We start from the raw sequence: 18911 nt of genomic DNA, 5'->3' as shown, positions 1-18911 counted from the left end.
TGCTCGGTATGCTATTGTTTTGGGGTCCCCGCAAAGTACCTGAGTACTCATCGAAGCTAAGGCCTCACTTTGTGGGGGATTCTTAGCTATTCTTTCTGCCGGAAGGGGAGCAGCAGCTTCATTAAGGTATAGCGGCCGGGCTCGCTCTCAATGGACAAGCCGTACTCTCTGCCAAAAGCGAGCTGCAGCCGTTCGTTCACACTGCGCAGCCCGATATTCTCCAGCATTCCCTTAGCCTCGTCCCCGGGAACGGTTAGAATGGTGGCAATCTGCTCCGCCGTCATCCCGACCCCGTTGTCCTCGATCGTGATGAGCAGATCCGTGAATCCGCTCTTCGTGACCCGGACAACAATGTCGCCCCGGCCCTTGGGCTCGATGCCGTGGAAAATCGCATTCTCCACCAGGGGCTGGAGCGTGAAGCGGGGAATAAGCCCGCCGAGCAGCGCCTCCTCTTCAATCTCTGTGACCATGCTAACCGTGCTGCCGTACCGGTATTTCTGAATCAGGAAATAATCCTCCAGCAGGCTCAGCTCATCCTTCAGCGGCATCAGCCGCCGGTTGTCCTTGGCAATGCTGCGGAGCAGCCGGGACAGGGAGGTCGTCATCTCCGCAATGCCGGTGGCGTTCTGGATCGTAGCCATCCATTTGATCGAATTCAGGGTATTGTAGAGGAAGTGCGGATTAATCTGGTTCTGGAGCATCCGGTATTCCAGTTCCTGCTTCTGCTTCTCGTCCGCGAGCCGGCTGTCCATGAGGGCTACGATATCCTGGGACAGGCGGTTAATACCCCGGCCGACATCGCCCAGCTCGCTGTTCCATTCAATATTACGGTCGAGCAGGAAGTTGCCCTGGGCGATCTTGTCCATACGCTTCTTCAGCTTCTCGACTGGAAGGCTGATCGTGCGGGTCAAATACAGCGTAATGATCGCGCTTAAGACAAGCACGAGCAGACAGACGCCGAGCAGGACGAGAATCCATATATTGCTCCGGGGCGCGAACTGGTCGCTGGATAAGGTCTGCGAGAGCATGACACCGCTGCGTACCGGATACGATACCACGATATGGCTTTCCCCATCATCCTGCATTTTCACCATGGACAGCTCGGTATCGGGGCCGACAGGCTTGTCACTGGTATAGGCTACCGGCTCATACGGCTCTTCGATGGCTCTGACCTGATCTCCGTTAAGCTGATAATGATGCTCGCCAAGCGTAAGCAGCAGCCGGGAGTGCTCTGGCAGGGCATAGCCCTTCAGCTTGTCCGTAATGACGGAGGTATTCGCGAGCAGGTAGACAGTCCCCACCCGGGTGGCCCCCCGGCCATAGATCGGGAACACGAAGGGAATACCGTAGGAATTGGAGAGCGGGTCCTTAATGACGCGGTCCCATTGCTCTTGGGCATCATTCGTCAGACCGGTCACTTGACCGATATTATGGATCGTAAGCGGAATGGAGGTGCCGAAATTCTCCACCTGCAGGAACTTTCCGCTGTTATCTGTGGCAATCAGGCGGCGTACATAGCTGTAGGAACGGTTAATCCGCACATCGTCCTGCATCGCATTGAAGACATTCAGCGCCTGCTTGGGGCTGGCCTCCGCCGAACCGAAATATTCGGTAAGCAGGGTGTTCGTGGACGAGTTGGTGCTGCTGGTCATCGCCAGCGTAGTTAGATTAATCAGATCCTGTTCGATAATATGGGAGACGAGCTGGAGGTTGAATTCCGTCGCCTGGATCGTTGTTTTGCGCTGGTAATACGTAATCAGTTCGTAGCTAAACCAGGACAGCAGCGTCGCAATCAGCAGCGCAAAGGCGGTCATGAGCAGAATAATGCGGCTTTTAATAGTAGATTTACGTACCGTGGTGAACACTCCTTCAAGAATAATGAACCTATTTAAAGCGTTTTCAACTACCATAGCATATTCCTGCGTTTCATTATAGAGCCAGGGGGAGAAGCTGAGAATTTTACAGGTTTCGGATAAGAAATTACAGGTTCGGGGCAGGCCGTGCGGAGAAGAGCACAGAATAGTGAATGAACTGTGTTTGATTTTGCATCCCCATCGGCTCTGAAAAGGCTTACAATTTGAACTAAGGCCGGATCAACAGGTGCCGGCCGCTGCACCATCATAAGAAGATAAAGGGGATACTTACATGAACTTGAAAAGATTCTACGGCATGACCCTTGCCACCGCGCTCTCCGTGAGCATGCTGGCCGGATGCTCCGGCAATAACAATACGAAAGACGCTGCTGCCACTGCCGCACCTGCTTCGGGCAACGCTGCAACCGCTTCCTCCGAACCAAGCCAGGAGCCGGTAACACTGAAATGGGCGCTGTGGGACTGGGAAGCAACTGCATACTACAAGCCGCTGATCGATGCTTACAAGGCTGCACATCCGAACGTAACCATTGAATATGTCGATCTTGGATCCACCGACTATATGACCATGCTCAGCACACAGCTCTCGGGCGGAGCGGATCTGGACGTCCTGACGATCAAAGACATTCCGGGCTACTCGAACCTGGTGAAGCAGAATCACCTGGAGCCGCTGAAGACTTACATGGGTGACAAATCGATCGATCCTTCCGTATACGGCGGTACGGTCGAGCAGATTGAAGTGAACGGCGAGGTGTATGCGCTTCCGTTCCGCAGTGACTTCTGGCTGATCTACTACAATAAAGCCTTGTTCGACAAAGCAGGCGTGGATTATCCGACCAATGATATGACCTTCGACCAATACGACGAGCTGGCCCGCAAGATGACCTCCGGCAGCGGCTCGGAAAAAGTATACGGTGCCCACTACCACACTTGGCGGAGCGCGGTTCAACTGTTCGGCATTCTGGACGGCAAGAACACCGTGGTTGGCGGCAACTATGACTTCCTGAAGCCTACCTATGAGCGGATTCTGAAGGAGCAGGAAGACGGTATTGTTATGGATTATGCGACCCTGAAGACCTCCAGCACGCATTACTCCGGCGTATTCTACAACAACTCCGTAGCCATGATGAACATGGGCAGTTGGTTCATTGCCACCCAGATTGAGAAGGTGAAGAGCGGCGAATCCCAATCTGCGGAATGGGGCATCGTGAAATACCCTCATCCTGACGGCGTTGAAGCCGGTACAACTCTGGGAACGATTACTTCTCTGGCTGTGAACCAGAAGTCGAAGCATAAGGAAGCTGCCCTTGACTTCATGAACTTCGTAACGGGTGCGGAAGGCGCCAAGGTTATTGCTTCCACCGGTACGATTCCTGCGATCAAGAATGATGAAGTGATCAATTCCATCACCTCCATCGACGGCTTCCCGGCGGATGAGAACAGCAAGGCTGCACTGAATACCGTTCAGACTTACCTGGAAATGCCGATTCATGAGAAGAGTGCGGACATTGAGGTTATTCTGAATGAAGCGCATGACAACATCATGACCAAGAACGCTACGATTGACGAAGGCTTGAAGGATATGAATGACCGTGTAGGCCAGCTTTTGAACAATTAATATGAATCTGTAATGTTAGTGTCCTGAAGGAAGGGCGGGCGAAGGCCCGCCTTCCATTTAAATAGAGGACATCACAGCACTCACATTAACAGGTGTTGATGTAATTCCCACTTTGCGGGGATGTTATATAAGGTTTGGAGGAGAACGAATGCAGAACGAAACCATATTGCGTACAAATAAGAGCCCAAAAAGCCGGTTGTCGCGCGGACTCCGGGATAACCTGGTCGCGTATAGCTTTATTGCGCCGAACTTTATCGGATTTGCCCTGTTCACCCTGGTACCGATGATTTTTGCCTTTATTCTGGCCTTTGTGAAATGGGACGGGGCCAATCCGATGAAGTTCATCGGGCTGGACAACTTCTCCCGGCTGATCTCGGATACCACCTTCCACAAAGCCTTGTGGAACACGATTGTCTACACCGTCGGAGTCGTGCCGCTGACCATGATCGTAGCGCTGGCCCTGGCAATACTGCTCAATCAGAAGATTATGGGCCGTAATTTCATGAGAACGGTCTTCTTCTTCCCTTACGTGGCTTCGCTGGTAGCGGTTGCGGCGGTATGGAACTTCATCTTCAGCCCGACCATGGGGCCGATCAACAACATTCTGCATACGATTACCGGCATTCCGCTGGAGGACCTGCCCCGCTGGGCGGCTGATAAGCAGTGGGCGATGTTTACGGTAGTGCTTTTCACCGTATGGAAAAATATGGGCTACTACATGGTCATCTATCTGGCGGGTCTACAGGGCATTAATCCAGAGCTGTATGAAGCGGCTGAGCTGGACGGGGCAGGCCCGTGGAGAAGATTCCGCAACGTGACTGTGCCGCAGCTGGCACCAACCACCTTCTTTGTCCTGATGATTCTGGTCATCAACTCGTTCAAGGTCTACGATATCTTCATCAACCTGTTCGCGGGCGCGGATAACCAGCTCAACAATGCTACACGGGTCATGGTCTATCAGATCTACAACACGGCGTTCCGCTCGCTGGATTACGGATATGCCAGTGCCATGGCGATTGTACTCTTCTTGCTGGTACTCGGCATTACCATCGTCCAGTTCCGCGGCGAGAAGAAATACGGACAATAGGGGGATCTATAAGATATGGTTGGTAAAAGTAAAGGACTTAAAATCAGCTTAATGGTGCTTGTATATGCCCTGTTAATTCTGACCGTACTGGCAATGCTGGTGCCGTATATCTGGATGCTGTCGTCATCGCTCAAGCTGAACAAGGATGTCTTCTCCTTCCCGATGCAGTGGATTCCGGCGAATCCGCGCTGGGAGAATTTCCAGGATATCTGGACCCGGATTCCGCTCGGACGCTTCATCTACAATACAGCGAAATTATCCATTATCGTTACGATTCTGCAGCTGCTGACTTCCAGCTTCGCGGCATATGCCTTCTCGAAGCTGCATTTCAGAGGCAAAAATGTGATCTTCCTGGGGTACATCGCGACAATTGCGATCCCTTGGCAAGCCTACATGGTGCCGCAGTTCATTCTGATGCGCTACATGGGACTGAACAATACCCACCTGGCAATCATTCTGCTGCAAGCCTTCTCGGCCTTCGGCGTGTTCATGATGCGCCAGTTCTATCAGGGGGTGCCGGATGAATTATGTGAGGCGGCCCGGATTGACGGACTCAGCGAATACGGAATTTGGGCAAGAATCATGCTTCCGCTGTCCAAGCCCGCGCTCTCTACGCTGACCATCTTCACCTTTGTCGCTACCTGGAATGACTTCCTGGGGCCGATGATCTACCTGACGGACACGAAGCTCAAGACCATCCAGATCGGTCTGCGGATGTTCATCTCACAGTACTCTGCGGAGTATGGCCTGATTATGGCGGCGAGTGTGGTTTCGATCATTCCGGTAGTGATTGTGTTCCTGGCGCTTCAGAAGTACTTTGTGCAGGGCGTTGCTGCTTCGGGGATTAAGGGGTAGTGGAGTCAGATTTGAACTATATAAGACGCACTTAAGTTTTGAACTTGAAGCTGCATCGTCGCTGCGGTGAACATTTGGACTTCCGGCCGCTGTTGTCACCAGATTTCTTGATTTAAACCGCTGTTCGCGGGTGAAATCCGGTGACAAAGGCGGTCGCTACCGCTCCTACAGTTCCAAATTTCCCCTCCGCTTCTTTTGCTTTTTGTTTATTTCTTTAGTGCTTCTTATGCAGTGTAAACCACTTTTAGGTAATAAAAATATCCTATCCAGTCCCAATCGAGGATTGAGGTGAGTAGAGTATCCGCCTGGCAGTTGCAGCTTGTCGCAGTCTGCCAGGTATTTGTATATCCGCATTGTGAATTTAGACGAAGGTCTGCCCAAGTCAATCATTCTTCTACCGACATGTTGAATGCGCTTACTTAAGTGAGAAAGAGGAGGATTAATGAATGAACAGAAAGAACCGCGTGAAGAAAAGGCTTTTCTCCGTGCTGATGTCCGCTACACTCGTGGCTGGAATGTTCCCTGCCCTTGGTCTGCCGTCGGCATCGGCGGCTGCCGTCGATACGGTCTATGCTGCGGCTTATATGGGCGCCAAGACTACCGCAGGAACGACACTTCCGGCAAGCATCGAGATTGCAGGTCAGGCTGCGGCGGTGAACTGGAACATCGGAGAAGATACCTTTGATGTGCCTTATGATACGGTGGCAGTTACCGGAACCGCGAACGGCGGACCGGTGGTTGCCAGTGTGGAAGTGGTTCCGCCAGCCAGCAGTCCGCTAGTCTATTTTGTGGATAGCGGCAGAGGGGGCGATTCTTTTGGTAATGGTCCTTCTGCTTCACCGCTATACGAAGCGGTCAAAACGTTGACAGGCAGTGAGTTGCTTAACCTGTCACCGGACCAGAAGTATGTCGCGGGGACGACGGACTGGGGTTTTGATGATTCGATCCATAAAGTGAAAAATTCCAAGAACGGGAATCTCACCGATCCGGCCACTGATCCAAGTCTATGGGTCGTGGGGCTGCGGGCTGACCCGGCCAGCAATGACATTATCTATAAATTGAAAGCGCTTCAGTCCGGCACCTATACACTTAGCAGCGGTTTCTATGATTGGTATGGCAGCCGTGACCGGATCATACAGCCCCGGCTGGAATACAAGAATAGCAGCGGGGAGAGCAAGACGATCCCGTTTGCTCAGTTCAACACGAATACGACAAAATTTATTTCCGGTGAATTTACCATTCCCGGAGATATTGACACCAGCAGTCCGATGACGCTGAGCTATGCTTATGCCTCCGGGGAGAAGCCGATTCTTAGCTGGTTCGCTGTTGCCAAGGGCGCGATCAAGCAGAAGTTAGACAACGCCCGTGAGACCGCTTCTTCTACGGTCCGGATTCAGCTGGACGGCACGGACATCAAGGACGGGAATGTTAACGGCCTGACCTTCAAGGGGTTCGGCGTACTGAGCGGCAACAGCACCAGTGCGCTGCTGATGGACTATAAGTCCGAGCAGCCGGAGGCGTATGCGCAAATGCTGAAGATCCTGTTCGGCGGCGACCGCCCGCTGATCGACCATGTCAAGATAGAGATGGGCAATGACCGGAATAACTCTACCGGTCCCGACCCTTCGACGATGCGTACGGAGGATGAAGCGGCCAATGTGGCCCGGCATCCCGGCTTCCAGCTTGCGGCTGATGCGAAGGCCATTAATCCGGCAGTCAAGGTGAGCTTCCTGCGCTGGAATGCTCCGGCCTGGGCAGACAGCAATGATAAAATCTATACCTGGTACAAAAACACCATTCTGGCCGCATACCGTGAATACGGGTATATGGTGGATTATGTGAATCCCCATATAAATGAGCACGCGCCGGATCTGGCCTGGACGAAGCAGTATGGCGAGAGGGTCAAATCAGATACTTCAGACTTCAAGGATGAGCAGGAGAAGGAGCTGTACCACAGCATTAAGCTGGTCATTTCCGATGAAGTCGGCATCGGCTCCTTCGGCGATGCGATGGTGAATGACCTGTCGCTGCGCGAAGCGGTAGCTGCTGCCGGGTATCACTACAACACCGATGACGACAGTAAGGGCAATTTCAAGCGGCTCGCGGATGAATTCGACAAGGAGATCTGGAACAGTGAAGCCCAGGCCACCTTCAGCAACTCGGCCTTCCGCCCCAATAATAATATGAAGGACCCGTCGGAGGCCGGGACGGGGATCGGCGGTACCGGCGGCCCGCTGGAGATGGGCAATACCATTATTAAGGGCTTCGTGAATTCACGCCGGACGCATTTCATCTATCAGCCGGCGATTGGCTCTTTTTATGAAGGTGGACAATATTCCTTCAAGGAGCTGCTCAGTGCGCGTGACCCGTGGTCGGGCTTCATTCATTATGACGCGGGGCTGATTATTCTAAAGCATTTCAATGGGTTCGCCAAGACCGGCTGGGAGAACGAAGACAATACGGCTGGCATCTGGAGAGCCGTTCCTGCGGCCAGCTATACCGGAGCAACGGGCACGAATCCGGTCAGCGGACGCAACGGTACTCCGAGTTATATGACGCTTGCCGCTCCTGACAAGCAGGATTTCTCGACTGTAATCATCAATGACAGCCAGTATGATAAGATCTACAAGCTCCAGGCCGTGAACATGGGCTATACCGGAAATCCTTCGTTAGAGGTATGGGAGACCCGCGCGGCGGAGACGGGTCAGGCTTTTAACAGCAACTATATGAAAGACCTTGGGGATGTGCATGCAGACGGCAGCGGTGTGTATACCATACGTGTGAAGCCGTTCTCGATTGTTACGGTAACTACGCTGGATAACCGTACGAATGAAGAATTCGGTACCCCGCTCCCGGTGGAGGGCGAACGCACAGTGCTCGATACCGATGCTACCGGGTCCGTGCAAAATACGGAGGATCAGATGCTGTATGCCGATGACTTCAATTATGGCGACCGGAGCGTTCCCGTGATCGGAGAGGGCGGACAGATTACCGGCGCGCAGAGCTATGTCACCTCGCGCGGAGGCCCGTATAGCGTCATGCCGCGTTATACGCAGGATCTCAACGGGGCGTTCGAGGGCTATCTGGTCGATGGCACGGATAACTATGTGCTGCGGCAGCAGCTGGACCAGACGACTACCGGAGTAGGCGGCGCTTGGAACGGTGGCGACCCAGTCACAGCCATCGGGGATTACCGCTGGACCAATTATAAAGCGAGTGCCGATGTGTCTTTTGAACAGAATAGCACTTACGGCGGAAATAATTACGCTGCGATTGGAGCCAGATACCAGGGCGGGCCGCAGACGATTAACGGCACCCCTTATGCGCTAAAATTCTGGTTCGACGGCGGCTGGCAGCTGCTGTCCAGCGGGACCGTGGTAGCCAGCGGTAACGCAGTGACCGGCTCAGGCGGTGTGAAGATTGCTGATTTCAATACGGCACATGACGCGTGGCATAACATTGCTATTCAGGTAACTGGTGACACGGTCACTGCCTATCTGGATCAGGTTGAGCTTGCAGCCTATACTGATCCGAGTCCGAAGCTCTCCGGGCGCGTACAGCTCGCCAGCGGCTTCTATCATGTCCGCTTTGATAATCTGAAGGTGGAGAAGGTAGACGGATACACCCCTTACTACGCCGAGCAGTTGGATAATCTGGAGATGACGGATCTGGCGGAAGTCCCGGGGACGAAGCTGGTCTATGAAGGCGATTGGGCCCATGAGAATGGCAAAGGCATGTATGTGTATCAGCGCTCCCTCTCTACCAGCCAAGGGGCCGGTGCGGTGCTGAAGTATATTTTTACCGGCACGGGCCTTGATATTCTGGGGCCGAATGACGGCTCCGCGAAGCTGGAAGCCGTGGTGGACGGAGAGGTTGAAGTGGTCTCGGGCAGCACGGCGGCAGCGAGGGAGCTATATCAGGCTTTCACGCTCCGCGGGCTGAAATACGGCGAACATACCGTCCAGATCAAGGTGCTGAGCGGAACCCTGGCCGTGGATTCCGTTGCAGTCATTGGCGGGGAAGGAGCAGGAAGCCCGGATACGGCAGGTCTTAAGCAGGCGGTGAGTGCTGCGCTTGAGGTCAGCAGGGAAGAGAGCTACCCGGAGAAGGACTGGAAGATGTTCACGGATGCCTTGGATACCGCCCAGACAGCGCTGAATGATCCGGCTTCCTACCGGCTGGACCAGGAAGGGGCAACACAGCTTGTAGAACGTCTGTCTTCCGCTCTGAATCTGCTGCTGCTTGGAGATGTGAGAGAGCTTGCGTCCATTCCTGATAGGGCCACCTATGCCGGGAAGCTGCCGGAGCTTCCAGCCAAGGTAGAAGCCACACTCGCAGACGGCAAGACCACACAGGTGGCGGTGAAGTGGAATCTCGATGCGCTGAGCTTTGACACTCCATATGAACGGGTAGCAGTCACGGGCACCTATGGAAGCCTGAAGACCATTGCCTATGTGGAAGTGGTTCCTGAGGGGCTGGTGTACTTCCTGGACATGGGTCTTGCCGGGGATGGCGACACTCCACCGTATACAGCCATCCGGGATCTTGCAGGCGACAGTCTGCTGAATGACAAGGGAGATCAATTGTCCACAGGAGATACGTTATGGGGACATACGAATACGGGCGTTAACTACAGTGTCAAAGGACTGGGCGGTGATGTAGTTGCCTCCAATAAAGCCCAGACTGGAGTGTACAGCTCGAATACGAAAAATACACCGCTGGTCTACAACCTGCCTCTAAGTGCAGGTAAATACACAATTACTTCCTATCATCTGGACTGGTGGAACAATGCCAGCCGGACCATGGATATTACCCTTAGCTATGTTGATGCGGGGGGCCAGACCGTGAGCGAGACGGTTAAGACCGGCCTGGTTGCTGGTCTGGGCGGTGTGAAGGTTCAACATGATTTCACACTGCCGGTCAGCGGTACGGTGAAATATTCGGTGAACAATACGTTCAGCCAGGCCTCGCTGATCAGCTATCTGGCTGTGGCGAAGGACTTGGCCAGCGCGGCCAATGAACAGGCGGTACTTGAGGCGAAGGGAATTATTGAAGGCGCAACATACAGTGTGAAAAAGGATGCAGCTGTCAGCGAAGAGGCTGTACGTACCTGGCTGGCGCAGACCATCAGCGGGTTGCCGGGCTTCCACGATACCGGGGTTTCCCTGGGTGACATTACCTTGTCTGCATTCCAGGAAGCCACTGAGGATACAGAGGGCAACTTCACTTTCTCGGTAACACTGAGCAGAGGAGAAGCATCAGCAGAGAGCACTGCCAGCGGAACGATCACGCTGCCGGAACCGGATACGGTACCGCCGGTTATTACGCTGACGGGCGATGCGGCAGTGACAGTATCTGTGGGTGCGGAATACACCGATGCGGGAGCTACCGCCTATGACGATCAGGACGGGGACATCACAGACCGCATAGTGACCACCGTGACTAGTGATGTCTATAATTTGACGGAGCTGGATACGGCGCAAGCAGGGGAATATATCTTCCATTATAATGTCAGAGATACAGCCGGCAACGCAGCCGAAGAAGTGACAAGAACGGTGACGGTAAGCGAAGAGGAACTGCCGCCGGTGGAGCAGCCAACCCCGACGCCAACACCAGCGCCGGAACCGTCAGTTACACCGGTTCCAACGGATGAGCCGGTATGGATACCGGCACCGGCCGTAACCCCAACACCGAAACCGGCTGTAGCGCCTTTCCCATCCCCGTCTTCAGTGACGGAGAAGGTGATTAAGCCGCAGGACCTTCCAGCTCCGGCTGACGGAGTCCTGACCGTTCAGCTTACGGATGTGACTGAATCCGTGCTGCTTCCAGCAGAGATAATAGGCATGACAGGAGCGAATACCCTGCGTCTTGCCTGGAATACAGTGGCTGTTGATCTGAGCCCGGAAGTACTGAAGAGCATCCGGGAGAAGGCTGTCAGTGCAGGAGGACAACCGGAGGGGACGGCAATCCGGCTCTACGCCGTGAAGACAGCGAGGGCAGCTGCGGAGCAGCTGATGAATAATCCGGCAGTCAACGGGTCTGTCCGGTTAACAGCAGCGAGCGAGGTCATCAGCTTCAGCCTGGAGGTTGTTGCTGCGGACGGAAGCACCGTAACGGTGACGGCTTTTGCCAAGCCGCTGACTGTGACCTTCGCAGTAGATTCTAAGGCGAACCGCGATTTGCTTGGCGTCTACTATATCGCTGCTAATGGAGCTGTAGATTACATGGCCGGTAAGCTGACAGACGGTAAAGGTACAATCTCTACCGCTGTCAACCATTTCAGCCAGTACGCCGTACTGGAATACGATAAGAGCTTCTCCGATGTCAGCAGCAACAGCTGGGCCAGCGGTGTCATTAAGTCCATGGCTGCGAAGCATATCATCGAAGGCATCTCCGGCACCGAATTCCAGCCGCAGGGAGAAGTCACAAGGGCGCAATTCGCCGCAATGATTACACGTGCGCTTGGACTTAAGGCGGCAAGTCCATCCGCATCGGCCTTCACCGATGTGGACTCCAGGCTGTGGTACGCCGAAGCTGTTGCCGCTGTAAATGAAGCGGGCATCGTGCTCGGACGCAGCAAGGAGGCCTTCGCTCCGGATGAGCACATTACCCGCGAGGAGATGGCGGTTATGATTGTCCGTGCTTATGAACACTTGAAGGGAAGCAAGAGCAGCAGTGAATCGGCGGCCAGCTCGTTCAGTGATTATTCCCTGATTCGTGACTGGGCGAAGCATGCAGCAAGCATTGCCGAACAGGCGGGCCTGATCAAGGGGCGCGGCAATCAGCAATTCGCGCCGCAAGCCACCATGACCCGTGCCGAGAGTGCGCAGGTCATCTCGAATCTGCTGGGGCATATGTAAGCAGGCGGATAGTATGTAGTATCAAATGAATCTGCAGGTTGAATAGATGAGCGCTCCAGACCATTAAAGGCTAACAGCGCAGCGGTTCTCCAGCTATGGGAGATCCGCTGCGCTGTTTTGCATTCTTCAATCTTTACAACGATTGATTACTATAACCGGAAATAATATTCTTGACGGTAACACGATTATTACTTGCATGCCCAAGCGGAATTGCGGGCAGGGCCGATGCGGTTGCCAGATCAATCGGCCGAACCGAGGTCAGTTCTCCCACATAGGCCATGGTGTCTGAGAAGAATGCCAGTCGCCGACCTCAGAAAGAGGAACAAACCGGGAAGCAGCATTTTGAACATCGTAGATTTGCAGACCGCCGTCCGGGAAAGTAGTGGGCTGAATGGTGATGCCAACTACATAGACTTTGTTACCTTTGGGAGCGGCGAAGATAGCAATAGAATTGGTCTTCGAGCTTCCTTAGTGGACTCGCCGGGCCCGGCGGACAGACAACCTAATGGGCAGGCGCGCCAGGTGTGTCCGGATGCCGCATGAGGTTGTTTGCTGTATGTTATGTCTGAATGCTCCGGCTCGAATAATCCATTTTTCCATGAAAGCCACAAAAAGGGGGGCTACCCTTGAAGGAACAAGAGAGTCCACGCAAATAGAAGCTGCCGCAAAGTCCATTTCGACTTGAAGAGGCAGCTCTACGTTAACGTTACATGTACCTTAGGTTTGATTGCTATAACCGCAAATAACATTCTTCACTCTGAAGTACACTGTTCCTATGCTGATCTCTTCTAGAGGTCTTGCATTGATCAGATCAATGGGTTGAACCGAGTTAAATCCTCCCACATAGGCTTTGGTGTCTGAGAAGAATGCAAGATCGCCAGTGGAAGCAAGCGTAAGAAACCGGGAACTTAAATGATCTACATCAATAATTTGCAGACCACCCAGCGGAGAATCATAAGCTTGAACGGTGACACCAATATACTTTTGCGTAAGCGAAGCGCGAATTTTATCCTGGCCTTTGTAACTGGGGATTTCTTTGAAATAATCATAGGTGATGTTCCCATTCGCATCAGTATTCAGGTTCTTAAATACTTTCAAAATTTCCCTTTCTTCCCGCATCGTGCAGAATAACAAGCCATTGTCCAGATAAATCCCGGATACCGTATTGTCCAGCAAACTTGTCGTATTAAAGGAAGAATTAAGACCATTAATAAAATCGACAAATCCAATATTTGCAAGCTCGACCAGCGTTTGTCCATTCGGGCGAACGGTCAAGGGATTATGGGTCGGGTCATATACACGTTCCTTCGCATGAGTGGAAGAATTGCCATACCCATTTTCAATCATGTTAAAATAAACAACAAAATCTGGAATTGGAGAAAATCCCTTGCCGGCAACAGAGACAAAGGGGTTGTTCTCATTGCACGCAATGGCGAAAGGTGTGCCGTATTTCTTCAAATTGAAACTTCCAAGCACTTTAAGAGTGATGGGATCAAAGAACGTCACACTCGCTTCTCCATAGTTGGCTACAAAGCCAAATTTGCCGCTAGGCTCTATGAGGATAGCAGCAGGTTTGTTGCCAACTGGAATTCCGCCTAAATAGCGAAAGTCATCCGTACTATAGACAAAGACTACATTCCCAAGGTCATCCGCCACGAAAAGCTTATCCCCAGAGGGACTCAAGCACATAGCGGCCGGACTACGGCCTGTTGAAATTCGTTTTTTGATCTCATCGGTAGTGGGATCAATAACAGCGACATATCCATTATTATTACTTACATAAGACACATACACATAAGAAAGGCCACTCCGTGTATTCCTGTTACGGTTTGCTGTTCGATTCATATTCATAGATGAAATCCCCTTTCATGGAGCTCTAGCTGGTGGACTCGCCGGGCCCGGCGGACAGACAACCGGATGCCGCATGAGGTTGTTTACTGTATGTTATGTCTGGATGCTCCGGCCCGAATAGTCCTAATGTCCAGTAAGATAGAAAAAAAGCTGCCCCCCAAGTCAGTTCGACTTGAAGCGGCAGCTCGATTTTTATACTAAATCTACATTCAAGGATTGATTGCTATAACCGCAGATTATATTATTGACGGTGATGCGATCAGTGGAATTGTAGCCAATCAGAAGAGCGGGCAGCACTGTTGCCGTTCCCACATCAATCGGAACAATCGAGTTCACCTCTCCTACATAAGCCATGCTGTCACCGGCAAACGCTAGATCACCTACATAGGGGAGCGAAACAAACTTTGAACTAGAAGTGTTTACATCGTAGAGTTGCAGACCACCTGTCGGGGAAGTGGTGGGCTTTATGGTGATGCCAATATAATTTTGACTATGTGTAGCACGAATTTTATCTTGGCCCTTGAAGCTGGCGGGTTCTGTAAATTCATCATAGGTAATGTTTCCTTGCTGGTTGAAAAATAGGTTTTTAAATTTTTTCAGATAAGCTCTATCTTCTTGCGATGTGCAAAATAACAAATTGTTGTCCAGGTAGACTCCAGATACTGTATTGTCCAGCAGACTTGTAGCTTTGGACTCTAAAATTGCATGAAATGAAGAAACAACCACCATGCCAGTCGGTCCAAATGTGACCAGCCCCGCTCCATTTGGATAAAAGGTCAAGGGGTTGTGGATCCCGTCAAATTCAAGCTCAATATCTTCCCCAACAGGTTGAGCGGTGTTATATTCAACATCAATACCGACAACATTACCTTTATCATTATCTTTAGACTTGCAGGCAACAAAGACAAAGTAGTTATTCATGTTACCGGCAAAGGCGAACGGGTAGCCACTTCCGTCAGGCAATTCCACTTGTGCAATAACCTCGTCCTTGTCAGCGTCAATAATTGTAACGGCCTTGTCACCAGAATGGGCTACATAGACTTTGTTCACGCGAGGAGCAGCGAAGATAGCAACAGGAGCGCTTTGAGCGGACGAACTGCTAATGGGAAGGGTTTTGATAACTTTAAAGGAATACGCATCAATGATAGTGACCGAATCCTGGACATTACTCACTACATAAAGCTTATCCTCCTGGTTATTCAAGCACATAGATACGGGCTTTGGGCCCACCATAATCCGTTCAATGATCTTATTTTGTGCAGGATCAACGACAGCAATATAGCCAAAGTAAAGGGAATGTTCATAACTCACAAACACGTAAGGATTAGTACCTGATGATAAATTTCTGCGACGCTTTGCCATATTCGTATTCACGAATAAAAACCCCTTTCATGTGCTGCTGGATAATGGACTCGCCGGGCCCGGCGGACGGACAACCGGATGGGCAGGCGCGCCGGATCTCCCGGATGCCGCATCAGGTTGTCTGCTGTATGTTATGTCTGAATGCTCCGGCCCGAATAGTACATTTGTCCAATAAAGCCACAAAAAGGGCTGAGGTTACCCCTTCACCGCTCCCGCCGTAAGTCCGCTTACAATGCATTTCTGGCAAAAAAAGAGCTGTCCTCAAGTCCATTTCGACTTGAAGAGACAGCTCGATTATTATACTAAATGTGCATTACAAGGATTGATTGCTATAACCGGAAATAATGTTCTTCACGTTGACGCGGTCTGAGGGACTTGTGCCAATCGGAATAGCAGGAATGGGATTACTTGGATCTCCCAAAGCTATCGGTTGAATCGAAGTCAGTTGTCCTACATAGGCAATGATGTAATCGTAAAGTGCTAAATCACCGACATAAGGGAGCGGAACAAACCGTGAACTAGCAGCGTTTACATCGTAAATTTGCAGACCACCTGTCGGGAAAGTGGTGGGTTGAATGGTGATGCAAATAGTACTTTGATCACTTGAAACACGGATTTTATCCTGGCCTTTGTAGCTAGGAATTTCTGTGAATTGATCATGGGTGATGTTTCCTTGCTGGTCCATGAACAGGTTGTTGAATTTTTTCAGATAGGCTCTATCTTCCCGCGAGGTGCAAAATAACATATTGTTATCCAGATAGATCCCGGATACCGTATTGTCCAGCATACTTGAAGTTTTGGACGGACCAATTGTAAGTTGTTCAAAATGAGTCAACATGCCAGTCGGCCCAAGTGTGACCAGCTCCACTCCGCCTGGGTACACGGTCAAGGGGTTGTGGGTCCCGTCAAATTCAAGCGGAGTATCATCCCCAACTGGATGGGCGGTATCATCGTCAACGGAAATGGCGACAACCTTGCCTTTATCATTATCTTTAGACTTACATGCAACAAAGACAAAGAGACTGTTCACCTTACCGGCAAAGGCAAAAGGGTAGCCGCTTCCGCTAGGCAAATCCACTTGCTTAATAACCGTATCTGTGACGGAGTCAATAATTGTAACGGCCCTGTTACCCGAATGGGCTACATAGACTTTGTTCACGTTAGCAGCAGCGAAGATAGCAACAGGAGCGCTAGAGGTGGACGAAGAGCCAATGTGAAGGGTTTTGATAACGTTAAAGTTATATGCATCAATGATAGTGACCGAATCATTGCCCGTATTTACTACATAGAGCTTATCCTCACTTGGATTCAAGCACATAGGACCAGGGTTAAGGCCTACCGGAATCCGTTTGGTGACCTTATTGTATACAGGATCAATGACAGCGACGTAGCCAAAATAATAGGAAAGTTCATAACTCGCAAACACGTAAGGATTAAAATTTGATGCTAGATTTCTTCTGTGGTTTGCTATTTTTGTATTCATAATTAAAAGCCCCTTTCATGTGCTTCTGGCTCATGGACTCGCCGGGCCCGGCGGACAGACAACCGGATGGGCAGGCGCGCCGGATCTCCCGGATGCCGCATCAGGTTGTCTGCTGTATGTTATGTCTGAATGCTCCGGCCCGAATAATCCATTTGTCCAACAAAGCCACAAAAGGGGCTGAGGTTATCCCTTGACCGCTCCCGCCGTAAGTCCGCTAACAATGTACTTCTGGCAGAAGATATACAGGATCAGTACGGGGAGGGAGGTCAACACCAGATCCGCAAAGATCAGGTTCCAGTCCCGGCTGTACTTGCCGTAGAAATTGTATACCGAGAGCGGCATCGTCCAGTCCGAACTGTCCGTCAGGAAATAGAGCGGAATGGTGATGTCGTTCCAGACGGACATGAAGACCATAATGGCTACGGTGGCGTTCACCGGGACGATCAGCGGGGTGACGATTCGGAAGAACACATCGAAGGTATTCGCCCCCTCCAGAAAAGCAACTTCATCCAGCGCCTTCGGAATAGACCGGATGAATCCGCTGTACAGAAACACACTGAACGCCGTATTCAGCGACGCATAGATCAGAATGACGCTGGTGATGCTGCCATAGAAGCCCATCCATTGCACAACACGGATCGTGGTGATGGTGGACATCGGGGCAATCAGGCCCATGAAGAAGAACATGTACAGGAAATTCGACCACTTGGTCTCCCGGCGTACCAGAATGAAGGAGGCCGCCGAGGAGGTGAAGATATTCAGAACAGACGAGACGCCGGTAATCAGCATCCCGTTCAGGAATGCCCGTCCCAGACCGCCTTCCTTGAAGACGGTTGTATAGTTGGAGAACTTCCACTCCTCCGGGAGCCGCAGGGAGAACTTCAGTACCTCGGAGCTGGTCATGAAGCTGCCGAACAGCATGATCAGCAGCGGTAGGATAATCAGCAGGGAGGCCAACAGCAGCAGCCCTTCGACCACATAGTTGCGCCAGGCCATTTTACGGGAAAAGCTCATTACTCCGATACCTCCTTACGCCGCATGAAGATCAGCAGTGGAATCGCGATGACCGTTACGGCTGCGAACAGCAGGGTATTGACGGCTGTGCCCAGCCCCCAGCTGCCTTCTCCGAAGGAGCGGAGGATGATCGTACCGACCACCTGGGAGGCATTGCCCGGTCCCCCGCCGGTGAGTACGAACACCTCGGAGAATACCTTGAGGCCGCCGATCAGGGTCAGCATCAGGTTGATGTTGATCGCAGGAAGCAGCAGCGGAATCGTGATGCTGCGGAAGCTGCGCCAGGAGCCGGCGCCGTCAATGGTGGCGGCTTCATAATATTCCTTGGAGATCGACTGGAGCCCGGCCAGATAGATCGCCATCTGGAAGCCGGTATGCTGCCAGATGGATACGAAGGCAACTGTCCAGATGACAAGAGCCGGATTGGTCAGCCAGGCCTGGCTCAGCGAAGGCAGACCCACAGCCTCGAAGATGCGGTTAATCGTCCCGTCGGAGCGCAGCATGGGCGTGAACACAATGCTGATGACCAGCACGCTGAGGATCGACGGCGAGTAGAAAATCGCCCGCAGCAGGTTTTTGGACTTCAGCTTCATGTTCAGGCCGACCGCAAGCGCGATGCCGAGCAGATTTTTACCGAGTACGGTAACGATGGCGAAGATCGCTGTGTTTTTCATCGCAAGCAATAGCGTTCGATCTGTGAAAATCCGTTCGAAATTGTCCCAGCCGATAAACTTGATAGCTTCTCGGTCCAGCCGCCAGTCGGTGAAGGAATAGAAGAGTCCGATCAGCGCTGGCAGCACGAAGAAGATCGAATAGATGAGCAGTGCAGGCCAGATCAGGTAATACGAGTATAGTCTCTTGGATACATTCATCTCTTCACACTCCTATATAGCCAGGGACAGAATAAAGC

The 18911-nt window shown here is 51.9% G+C and carries 10 protein-coding genes; 4 read left to right on the top strand and 6 right to left on the bottom strand.

The genetic code is table 11. The annotated features are described in order from the left end of the window. Positions 1 to 86 precede the first annotated feature (86 nt). The gene (locus MKY86_RS21065) at positions 87 to 1910 is read right to left on the bottom strand and encodes a sensor histidine kinase (protein WP_076085894.1); all 1824 of its coding nucleotides are present in this window, start codon (positions 1908 to 1910) and stop codon (positions 87 to 89) included. A gap of 235 nt (positions 1911 to 2145) precedes the next feature. Between MKY86_RS21065 and MKY86_RS21060 the strand changes: the two genes are divergently transcribed. From MKY86_RS21060 to MKY86_RS21045, 4 genes are all read left to right on the top strand, one after another. Then, positions 2146 to 3489, top strand: a complete 1344-nt coding sequence (locus MKY86_RS21060; protein WP_076085891.1) for an ABC transporter substrate-binding protein — start codon at positions 2146 to 2148, stop codon at positions 3487 to 3489. A 148-nt stretch (positions 3490 to 3637) separates the two neighbouring features. Continuing rightward, on the top strand, positions 3638 to 4576 hold the full coding sequence (locus tag MKY86_RS21055; protein WP_076085888.1) for a carbohydrate ABC transporter permease: 939 nt from the start codon (positions 3638 to 3640) through the stop codon (positions 4574 to 4576). 15 nt (positions 4577 to 4591) lie between these two features. Further along, a complete protein-coding gene (locus MKY86_RS21050; protein ID WP_051493958.1) occupies positions 4592 to 5431 on the top strand; it encodes a carbohydrate ABC transporter permease in 840 nt (279 codons plus the stop codon). A 446-nt stretch (positions 5432 to 5877) separates the two neighbouring features. Next, the gene (locus MKY86_RS21045; protein ID WP_083685778.1) at positions 5878 to 12291 is read left to right on the top strand and encodes an S-layer homology domain-containing protein; all 6414 of its coding nucleotides are present in this window, start codon (positions 5878 to 5880) and stop codon (positions 12289 to 12291) included. A 717-nt stretch (positions 12292 to 13008) separates the two neighbouring features. On the opposite strand, the gene MKY86_RS21040 is transcribed toward MKY86_RS21045, so the two are convergent. The 5 genes from MKY86_RS21040 to MKY86_RS21020 form a co-directional block, all read right to left on the bottom strand. After that, entirely contained in the window at positions 13009 to 14142 is a 1134-nt protein-coding gene (locus MKY86_RS21040) for a YncE family protein (RefSeq protein ID WP_076085882.1), read from the bottom strand. Positions 14143 to 14334: 192 nt separating this feature from the next. Further along, complete coding sequence (locus tag MKY86_RS21035) at positions 14335 to 15516, bottom strand: YncE family protein (protein ID WP_076085879.1); 1182 nt, start codon at positions 15514 to 15516, stop codon at positions 14335 to 14337. A gap of 301 nt (positions 15517 to 15817) precedes the next feature. Continuing rightward, positions 15818 to 16987 (bottom strand): YncE family protein, encoded by a 1170-nt coding sequence (locus MKY86_RS21030; RefSeq protein ID WP_076086941.1) that lies wholly within the window; start codon positions 16985 to 16987, stop codon positions 15818 to 15820. A gap of 183 nt (positions 16988 to 17170) precedes the next feature. Then, positions 17171 to 18001, bottom strand: a complete 831-nt coding sequence (locus MKY86_RS21025; RefSeq protein WP_076081293.1) for a carbohydrate ABC transporter permease — start codon at positions 17999 to 18001, stop codon at positions 17171 to 17173. Then, on the bottom strand, positions 18001 to 18873 hold the full coding sequence (locus tag MKY86_RS21020) for a carbohydrate ABC transporter permease (protein ID WP_076081290.1): 873 nt from the start codon (positions 18871 to 18873) through the stop codon (positions 18001 to 18003). Before MKY86_RS21020 ends, MKY86_RS21025 begins: the two co-directional genes overlap by 1 nt. Positions 18874 to 18911: the final 38 nt, after the last annotated feature.

The organism is Paenibacillus sp. FSL R7-0333 (assembly GCF_038000365.1).
GTDB lineage: Bacteria > Bacillota > Bacilli > Paenibacillales > Paenibacillaceae > Paenibacillus_AQ > Paenibacillus_AQ silagei.
Note: the sequence above shows the minus strand (reverse complement) of the source record. Positions and strands in the feature narration are given on the sequence as shown.